The 9,333-nt window shown below is 61.1% G+C and carries 6 protein-coding genes and 1 tRNA gene; 4 read left to right on the top strand and 3 right to left on the bottom strand.

Annotated elements, in window-relative coordinates; translation table 11 throughout:
- Both EXQ56_02170 and EXQ56_02165 read left to right on the top strand, forming a co-directional pair.
- The coding region (locus tag EXQ56_02170; protein ID MSO19260.1) for a helicase at window positions 1-432 on the top strand (432 nt) is incomplete at its 5' end.
- 137 nt (window positions 433-569) lie between these two features.
- Complete coding sequence (locus EXQ56_02165) at window positions 570-998, top strand: hypothetical protein (protein MSO19259.1); 429 nt, start codon at window positions 570-572, stop codon at window positions 996-998.
- Here the strand turns inward: EXQ56_02165 and EXQ56_02160 are convergent.
- Window positions 974-2,902, bottom strand: coding sequence for a hypothetical protein (locus EXQ56_02160; protein MSO19258.1), 1,929 nt, complete (start codon window positions 2,900-2,902; stop codon window positions 974-976). The genes EXQ56_02165 and EXQ56_02160 overlap by 25 nt on opposite strands.
- Before the next feature lie 263 nt (window positions 2,903-3,165).
- Here EXQ56_02160 and EXQ56_02155 point away from each other — a divergent pair.
- Window positions 3,166-3,242, top strand: a tRNA-Glu gene (locus EXQ56_02155).
- A gap of 373 nt (window positions 3,243-3,615) precedes the next feature.
- On the top strand, window positions 3,616-6,963 hold the full coding sequence (locus EXQ56_02150; GenBank protein MSO19257.1) for a carboxypeptidase regulatory-like domain-containing protein: 3,348 nt from the start codon (window positions 3,616-3,618) through the stop codon (window positions 6,961-6,963).
- A gap of 115 nt (window positions 6,964-7,078) precedes the next feature.
- Here the strand turns inward: EXQ56_02150 and nagA are convergent, their stop codons facing one another.
- Both nagA and murQ read right to left on the bottom strand, forming a co-directional pair.
- The gene (gene nagA / locus EXQ56_02145; protein ID MSO19256.1) at window positions 7,079-8,272 is read right to left on the bottom strand and encodes an N-acetylglucosamine-6-phosphate deacetylase; all 1,194 of its coding nucleotides are present in this window, start codon (window positions 8,270-8,272) and stop codon (window positions 7,079-7,081) included.
- 39 nt (window positions 8,273-8,311) lie between these two features.
- A complete protein-coding gene (murQ, locus tag EXQ56_02140) occupies window positions 8,312-9,268 on the bottom strand; it encodes an N-acetylmuramic acid 6-phosphate etherase (GenBank protein ID MSO19255.1) in 957 nt (318 codons plus the stop codon).
- Between the last annotated feature and the right edge of the window lie 65 nt (window positions 9,269-9,333).

Below are 9,333 nucleotides of genomic sequence, written 5' to 3'. Positions count from 1 at the left end.
CCCCTTGCGCAGCAGTGGGAAGAAGGATTCGCGCATCTGCAAGTGTTCCAGCAGCGGGAGGGCCATTGCTTCGTACCCCAGAGCTTCAAGACCAACGATGGCTACAAGCTTGGCACGTGGGTTAGCCATCAGAGAGCACTGTCTGACAGCATGTCGGCAGAACGTCGCCAGCGCTTGGCCCAGCTGGGATTTGTTTGGGATCCCTTTGCGCAGCAGTGGGAAGAAGGATTCGCGCATCTGCAAGTGTTCCAGCAGCGGGAGGGCCATTGCCGCGTGCTCAGAAACTTCAAGACCAACGATGGCTACCGGCTGGGCTCGTGGGTTAGCACTCAGAGAGCAACGTCTGACAGCATTTCGGCAGAACGTCGCCAGCGCTTGGACCAGCTGGGATTTGTTTGGGATATGCGGGACATCAAGCCGAAAACCAGATAGCTCTCGAAGCTCAACGGGTGATGACCTACCCTATGCTGCTGCCGCGGCGTAGAGGGCCTGGCCTCCTGCCACCTGCGCTTTGCCACTTAGGGATCGCCGCGGCCGAATTACAGAAGAGCTCCACTCACTTTGATAATATGGCCGTAGGGGAACGGAAGGCGAAGTCGGCAGCGAAGACTCCGCTGGTAGTGGAGGTTGAACAGGACAACAGCAAGAAAGACATGGAAGCCCTCGACATTGAAATTCCTGTACTCTCGCCCCGCGTTTACCGAGAATACAAAAACCTGAGCGACCTGGAGAGGAGGCCGCGAATGGCTGCGGCGCTTGCGCCTTCCAGCGTCAGCGGCAAAACCAGCGTGCCGCCCGCCATACCCGTATCGCTGCCAATGGAGACCAGCAGGGGCGCGTCTTCGGCGCGCAGATGCACCACGTCAGTTGGCACCGACAACAAGAACAACGCCGCCAGCGCCGCAGCCTTGCCCGCAGCCATGTCCCGATTCGTTCTGCGCCGCGCTGCCACGCCGGTTGGAAGTTGCATCATCTATTTCGCCGGCTGGCGTTCGTAAACAATCTTGCCGCCCAGCACCACCAGGTCGGCGAGCTTGCCCGGCTCGATGGAGCCTACGTCGGTCTCATCAATAAAGTGGGCGGCCCAGCGCGTGGACATCAGCAGCGCGGTCTTGCGATCAACGGCTTGCTTGGCGCCCCAGACGCGGCCCTGGCTGTCCTTGCGCGTTACGTACTGCTGAATTACCCGCAGCGGCTGGCGCGAAAACGGATCGCCGCCTTCGAGGTGAACCTGCACGCCGCGATCCAGAAGTTCTTTCACCGGTTGCATGGTGTTCATCAGATCGCCCCACTGCGCCGACATAATTTCCGAGCGCAGGCCCTTGGCCTCGCGCTGATCGAAGATGGCGTTCTGCAGGCCGAAGCGCACATCGCTCTTGTGCTTCGCGGCCAGATCGATGCTCTGCGGAGCCCAACTGATGTTGTGATCAAGCGCCAGCGGTCGATAGCGCGGCGAGAGAATGTTCGGCTGGGCCTCGCCCTCCTCAAATGACTGCATGAAGATTTCGCCGGCCTTGCTGCCCATGTTGTGCATGCCGACCAGATTCCAGCCAAGCTTGCGCGAAGCGATGATGGTGCCCCACTCGGTCTGCTGTTTCTGCTCGAGCGTCATGTTTTCCCAGCGATTCTTCGTCCAGGTGGAAGCCGCCCACTGATTCTCGCCCGTGCCATTGGGGTCGCCGCCAACATTGGGAATCTCGGGGATGATGTTGCGCGGCACATGTGTGAGAATGTTGTCGGGAACATTCGGTCCGGTATCGAGCGGGCCGACGTGGCCGCCCACGATGCGCACCATGTCGCCGAGAGAAAAGTCGACCAGATTGCCGACGCGCTTCAACCATGTGTCAATGGAAGGGTTTAGCCGCAGGTCCATGCTCAGGTAAAAGCGCATGGGCAGATCGTTGCGATGATACAGACGGTTGAGAATGATGAAGTCAATTGCCGAGGCATGGCCGACCAGCGCTGTTACGCCCACTTTGTTCAGCTCCGTCATGAAGCGGCGCAACTGGTTGGTCATGTCTTCGAGATCGTCGGGGCGCGGCCAGGGGCGAATGTCGGTCATGATGAAGCCCGAGGCCTTGCCGCAGAACTGGCCGTTCGGCTCGCCGCGCGCGTCCTTGATGACGCAATACATGTCTTTCGACAGGCCCTTCTGGAACGCCAGATTGGTCATGGCCGAGTTGGTGATAATCTGCGCGGCTTCCAGGGAAACGGCCAACGGATTCGCCGGGACAATCTTATCGAGGTCCTCGCGCGTCCACGACTTGATGGCGATGGGATAGGTCTTCGGCGCGCGAATGTAGATCGCCTCACCGGGCTTGGCCAAAGCCGCAATGGCTTGGATGCTCTTCGCCACATCGTTGCCTGAGAGGCCGGCAATGCTGTTCCCCTTCACTGCTTCCTGATCGGTCCCGGCGCCCCATTCGAGCATGTTGCCGCGGGTGATGATGCGGTCGCCCACCTGCGTGGCCTTGGTCCAGTCGCCGCCGGCAAACACATTATCTGAATCCGACGAAACCGATCCGGGCATCACGGTCTTGCCCTGCAAGTCCACTTTTTTGGTTTGTGGCCCGGCGTACGCCAGCATCTCTTGCGAATCGCCGACCGCGAGTATTCGCCCGTCGCGAATGGCCAGCGCCTGCTTGACGGCGAAGTTCGGATCATCACGATCCGCCGTCAATATTTGGCCGTTGTAAAGAACTGTATCGGCGAAGTGATAAACCGCCGCAGGCACGGAATTCTGCGCGCGCAGAGAGGGAACACCCCACGCCAGTAGAGTGGCGAGAAATATCGAGGACCAGATCAGACGGCTAGAAAACAGTTTCTTTCGCATGTTATATCTCCCGGATTTTTCCGATTCATTTTTCGGCAATCCAACGGTTGAGGAGTTACCAAGTTGCATGATCTGGCTGGGCGCTTCAGAGCATCCAGCCGCGAACTAGATCCACCAATTAGTCTCCATGCAACCAACGAACGGTTCTCAAACTCCTGGCACTATGCGCCACAGGATAGCAGACAATTCTTCGCAAAGGGACTAAAAGACACTACGGTTAGTCGATTCTCATTGCTTGAGCGGCGTTATGCTAGCCGCGGGTAGCAATTTGACAGCCGAGCTAATAGACAGCTACCATTCTAAGGTTCGCTGGTAGCGCAAGCCTGCCAAGGGTCCCCATCGTCTAGCCGGCCCAGGACATCGCCCTTTCACGGCGGTAACGAGGGTTCGAATCCCTCTGGGGACGCCATTCATGCGCAATAGGTCAGCCCAGTTTCCTTTTCCTGTCTGCATTCTCCGAGCAGGCTGCGGGGACGAGTCGCGCCGGTTTTTCAAGAGTATGGAAGCCTGCGATGAAGCGCCTTGCCCACCGCGCGGGCCAAACCGTGCGTCTGTTCGATGGCCAATTCGTGGATGGTACACGCACAAATCCCGCTGCCAGCGCCCCGGCCCATAGCGAATCGGTCCACGGGAAGCTGCCGTCATACCGGCATCCGGCACGCTCTTCGATCCACACGAAATCATTCACTTGTCCCGATTCCCGTACCTAGTCCTGCTATAATTCCATGTGGTCGGTCATGGAAGTCTCGCCATGCAAATTCACCTGAAGTCTTCGTAAAGTCATGGGGATCATTGGCAGTGGAGGCGGTTGTCCAAATCTGTTCGCGGAGCATGTTATGAAGTCCATGATGATTTTTCTATTTACGTTTCTGGTGGTATCGAGCGCAGCAGCGCAGAACACCTCTGGCGAGATTGCGGGCACCGTGCGCGACGCCTCTGGCGCGGTTCTGCCCGGCGTGGCGCTCACCATTGTCAATCGCGGAAACGGGCAGGAGCGGAAGCTTTCCACTGACAATGCGGGAAACTACTCCGCGCCACAGCTTCCCGTCGGCGACTACGCCATCCGCGCTGAGTTGCCCAGCTTCAAGACTCAGATTCGCGAAGGCATCGCCCTGCGCGTAGGCGATCGGCTGCGTCTGGATGTGCTCATGGATCTGGGCGAGATCACCGAGCAGATCACTGTAACGGAATCGGTGCCTCTGTTGCGCGCCGCCAACGCAGAGGTCAGCGAAGTCATTACCAATCAGCGTCTGGTGGATCTGCCGCTGAACGGCCGGCAGATGGTGCAACTGGCGCTGCTCAGCGACAATGTGTTCCTCACTCCAGTGGGCACGCGCGGCGCGGCGCTGGCGCAAACCGGCCGCCAGGTGGTGGTCGGAGGCCAGCGCGCGGGTCACAACATGTACTGGCTGGATGGCGTTTCCATCACCGACCAGTACTTCAACAATCTGGTGATCTCCCCATCGGTAGAAGGAATTCAGGAGTTCAAGATTCAGAAGTCGATTTACTCGGCTGAGTTTGGCGGCAAGGCGTCGGCGAACATCAACGCGGCCACCAAGTCCGGCTCGAATGCGCTGCATGGCTCGGCATACGAATTTTTGCGGAATAATATTTTTGATGTGCGCAATTTTTTTGACCGGGATACTCGCAATCCCACCGTGCGCAGCAGCCCTCCGCCGCTGCGCCAGAACCAGTTTGGCGGCACCGTGGGCGGACCGCTGCGGCGCGACTCCCGGTTTTTCTTCGCCAACTATGAAGGCTTCCGCGAGCGCCGCGCTCTGACCAGAACTTTTTCGGTGCCCTCGGAGCGCGTGCGTCAAGGCGACTTTTCTGGTCTGCCGGCCATTTACAATCCCCTCTCCACCGATCCTGCAACGGGCCGGCGACTGGCCTTCGCGCAAAATCGCATTCCCGCCGGACAGATGGACCCGGTCGCCGTGGAGTTCCTGAAAAAGATCCCGCTGCCCAATCAGCCGGAGCGTGGCGAGACGCAAAATTATCTGGTCTCGGCGCCCTTCCGCAACGACAACGACCAAATCACGCTGCGCGCCGACCAGGGGCTGGGGCCTAACGACAACCTGTTCGGCCGCCTGACCTACGCCAATCTGCGGACATCCCAGCCCTACGGAAACTCGAACCTGAGCGAAATCCTGGTTCCCGGTTTCGGCTATGACATCACCACGCGGACGCACAACGCCACGCTGAATCACAGCCACATATTCAGTCCGAGTTTGATTCATGAGTTCCGCTTCGGCTACCTGCGCGTGGTGGGCGGCCAGGAAAGCGAGAATCAAGGCGTCGATTTCGCCGGCCAGTCGGGCCTCCAAGGCGTCACCCGCGACGCGGCCAAGGTGGGTTTTCCCGCGCTTAATTTCTCCGATTTTTACAGCACCATGGGCGACCCGGCCACGCTGATTACGCGGCGCAACAACAGTTTTGATTTGTTCAGCACGCTCTCCTGGGTGCGGCCCGGACACAATATGAAGTTCGGCGCCTACCTATTCCGGCTGCGCTTCAATCCGAGCAACTCTCCCAACACCCGCGGCCTGTTCACCTTCAGCCCGCGCTTTAGCTCCTCGGCGGCGGGCGCGGCGGACGGCAACGCCTTCGCCGATTTCCTGCTGGGCTTTCCCAGCACGGGCCAGTCCGGCATCGGTCGCGGCGAAACGGATGGGCGCACCACCTGGGCGCATTTCTACGCGCAGGACGACTGGCAGTTCCGCTCCGGGCTGACCGTGAATGCCGGAGTGCGCTGGGAGATCAACACGCAGCTCTATGAGGCGCAAAACCGCTTCTCGAATATTGAAGTGGATCGTTTCGTGATCGCCAGCGACGAGAATGGAACCTTGCACCCCGATGCGGCAACCCTGCTGCCGCTGATCCCGGTTCCCGCTGTGTCCTCAGTGGACGCGGGCTACGAACGCGCGTTGCAGCGCCCCAACTACAATCGTCTCGCTCCGCGCATCGGGCTGGCTTGGTCGCCGCGCGGCTCACAGGCCACCGTGCTGCGCGCCGGGTTCGGATTGTTTTACAATCAGGCGGGCTACAGCATTAATGAAGCTCTGGCGCAGAATCTTCCCTTTTACTTCAACAAAACCGTCGATACTTCCCGCGACACGGGCGTTCCCACGCTGCGCACCGCGACCATGCTGCTGGCGCCCGCGCCGGTCGGCGGTTCCGGCCTGCGCTATGATTACCGCTCCGAATACGCCGAATCCTGGACCGCAGGCATTCAGCGCGAAGTGGCGACTAACTGGGCCGTGCTGGTCACTTATTTCGGCTCGCACATCGTCGGGGCCGACAACAGCACCTGGGCCAACGTCCCGGAGCCCGGGCCGGGTGACATCGTTTCCCGCCGCCCTAATCCCCGGCTGAACGGCTTCCGTGAAATCCACTGGGGCGGCTGGTCGAAGTATCACTCACTCACTTTGAAACTCGAGAAGAGACTTTCACGCGGACTGACTTTTGACACGAACTACACCTGGTCCAAGGCCACCGACGACGCCTCCGATCCCGGCGCCACCTTCCACGAATTCAATATTCCGCAAAACGTCCGGGACAACCGCGCCGAGCACGCGCTCTCCAGTTTCGATCATCGCCACCGCTTTGTTTTCACTTATTCCTACGAGCTGCCGCTGGGCGCCGGGAAGGCCGTCGATCCCGGCGGCTGGGCGGGTAAGTTGCTGGGCGGGTGGAGCATCTCCGGGATCGGAACATTCCAGAAAGGCGCGCCCATCACGGTGAACACGCCGGGCGACAACGCCAATATCGGCCCCGGTCCGGCGCAGCGCCCCGACCTGCTGCGCAATCCGAACCTGCCCGGCGGCGGCACCGCCGAGCGCTGGTTTGACATCGCCGCCTTCGCCCCGCCCGCCGCCTATACCTTCGGCAACGCTGGCCGCAACCTGGTCGTCGAGGCTGGGGAAGCCAATCTGGATTTCTCGCTGATGAAGCAGGTCCGCTTCCACGAAACGCGCCGGATGGAGTTTCGCGCCGAGATGTTCAACATGGTAAACCACACCAATTTCGTCGGTGCCCCGGGCCGCATCGCGTTCACACCCAACTTCGGCCGCTTGGCCAACGCCGGCCCCTCGCGCCAGATGCAGTTCGCCCTGAAATTTACAGTCTAGATTTCGAACAGAGCCGCGACCGGAAGGGAGCAGTCACGCTCAACGGTCACTAGCAATCGTTGAGCGTGACCGCTCCCTTCCGGTCGCGGCTCTGTTACACCATCGATCAAATTGATTAGAACATCTCCACGGCGCCTCGCGCCACGGCACCGGCTACGGTCGCGTCAGGATTCAGGATCACCAGATCGGCGTCGGCTCCTGCGCGGATGATTCCTTTGCGTTCGCCAAGGCCCAGCAACTGCGCGGGATTGCTGCTGGCCATGCGCACCGCATCGGCGAGCGTCGAGCCGGCGAGCGACATCATGTTGCGCACGGCGGCGTCCTGCGTGAGCACGCTGCCTGCCAGCGCGCCTTCCAGATTGCGGCAGGCCGGAAGGCCCGTCGCCGGATCGTCGCTGAGAAGTATCTCCATCTCCCCCAACCTGTAGGGGCCCGGCGTCATGCCTGTCGCGCTGACCGCGTCGGTGATCAGCACCGTGCGCGCAACACCCTTGGCTCGCAGGAGCAACTGCAACGCCGCCGGGGCCACATGCACGCCGTCGGCGATGACCTCGGCCATTATGCGGTCGTCGGTCAGCAGCGCGCCGAGGATGCCCGGCTCGCGATGCGCGAACCGGCGCATGGCGTTGAAGATATGCACGCCGTGGCTCGCCCCGGCGTCAATCGCGTCGCGCGCCTGCTGGTGGCTGGCGTCGGAGTGACCCAAAGCGACTTGCACGCGGTGGCGTTGCGCATGACTTTGTAACTCCGCCGCGCCGGGCAGCTCGGGAGCGAGCGTGAGAATTTTCAGCCACGCTCCGGCCGCGCCGCGCAGACGCTCGAACAATTCTAGTGACGGCAATTGCAGATCGGCGCGACCGTGCGCACCGCGGCAGGTGGCGCTGATGAACGGGCCCTCCAGATGAATCCCCAGCGGCTCAGCGGCGGGTGTTGTTGAAGATTGCTTCCACGCGCTGAGCGTGCGATGCAATCCGTCGAGCGAGCGCTCCAGTTGCGCGATGGGAGCCGAAACGGTGGTGGGCACGAAGCTGGTTGTCCCGCGCCGCAGCAAATGCCGTGCGACAGCCGTCAGCGCGCTCGGAGTGGCCTCCATCACATCATGTCCGACGCCACCGTGGATGTGGATATCGATGAAGCCTGGGGCAATTGTCCTGTCGCCCAGCTCGATGCGCTTTGCGGATGCGGGTATGGCAATGTCCGCGCGCGGACCGGCGGCGCGGATGGTCCCGTCTTCGATCAACACGACGCCTTCGCGCATCTCTTCCAGCGGGGTTAGCAGACGAGCAGCGAAGAGAGCCTGTAGTGACATTTAATAAATTTCCGGCGATTGAATTTCAATCAAAGCCCGCTAAATGATCTTGCGTAGATTGCCCGCGCGGAAAGCGAGCAAGTGGGCCGCTTTCTCACGATCGAGTTTCCGGCGCAGCATGACGATGGCCGTGCGCACATCGTTGCCGGCCATTTGCAAGGTGGCGCGCGCGGAGCGCTCCGAAGCGCCGGTGATCTTCGAGATGATGCCGCAGGCGCGCGCGACGAGTTTCTCATTCGTCGGGCGCACGCCCACCATGTAGTTTTGATAAACATTGCCGAGTTGTGTCATCACTGCGGTCGAGATCATCTGCAGGATCATCTTCTGCGCCAAGCCCGCCTTCAGGCGCGTCGAGCCGGAGAGAATTTCCGGTCCAGTCAGCGGGGTGATGGCGATGCGGGCGATCTTTTCGAGTGGAGAGTCCGAATTGCAGGCGATGGCCACGGTAACGGCCCGGCGCGAGCGCGCATAGCGCAGCGCGCCCACGGTGTACGGGGTGCGACCGCTGGCGCTCAATCCGATCACCACATCGCGCGAGCCAACTTTTTTTGCGGCCACATCGCGCGCGCCCAGCGCGGCGTCATCCTCTGCGGCCTCGGCGGCATGGAGCAGCGCGCGCGCGCCGCCGGCGATGACCGCCAGAATCTTATCCGGCGAGACTCCGAACGTCGGTGGACATTCCGCGGCATCCAGAACCCCCAGCCGCCCGCTGGTTCCAGCGCCGACGTAGATGAGCCGTCCACCCCTGCGCAACGACTTGACCGCGGCATCCACCACCTTGGCGATCTGTGGCAGCACGGCGGCGACGGCCTGCGAGACGGTGGAATCCTGGCGGTGGATGCTGTGGACAATGGCAATTGAATTGAGCGTATCGAGGGCTTTGATGGATGTGTTTATCAGAAGTGATTGTTCAGTCGCCAGCGCCCGAATTGAACTGGCGGAGTTCGCTCGGCGCGAAACAGGTCGATTATCGGCAGGCGGTGTTCGTGATTTCATCGTGAAGCGTCAATTGTGTCGCAAGGCGCGGCCCGGACGCAATGGGGTGGAGGAGGTTACCAACA

It is taken from the genome of Acidobacteriota bacterium, assembly GCA_009691245.1.
Taxonomy (GTDB): domain Bacteria; phylum Acidobacteriota; class Terriglobia; order 2-12-FULL-54-10; family 2-12-FULL-54-10; genus SHUM01.
This window is presented reverse-complemented; position numbering and strand designations above follow the sequence as displayed.

What these genes read in the sequence shown, in the direction of transcription:
- EXQ56_02165 (MSO19259.1), top strand. Translation starts at nt 570, where the DNA reads ATGGCCGTAGGGGAACGGAAGGCGAAGTCGGCAGCGAAGACTCCGCTG.
- nagA (MSO19256.1), bottom strand. Translation starts at nt 8,272, where the DNA reads ATGTCACTACAGGCTCTCTTCGCTGCTCGTCTGCTAACCCCGCTGGAA.
- EXQ56_02150 (MSO19257.1), top strand. Translation starts at nt 3,616, where the DNA reads ATGGGGATCATTGGCAGTGGAGGCGGTTGTCCAAATCTGTTCGCGGAG.
- EXQ56_02160 (MSO19258.1), bottom strand. Translation starts at nt 2,902, where the DNA reads ATGCAACTTGGTAACTCCTCAACCGTTGGATTGCCGAAAAATGAATCG.
- murQ (MSO19255.1), bottom strand. Translation starts at nt 9,268, where the DNA reads ATGAAATCACGAACACCGCCTGCCGATAATCGACCTGTTTCGCGCCGA.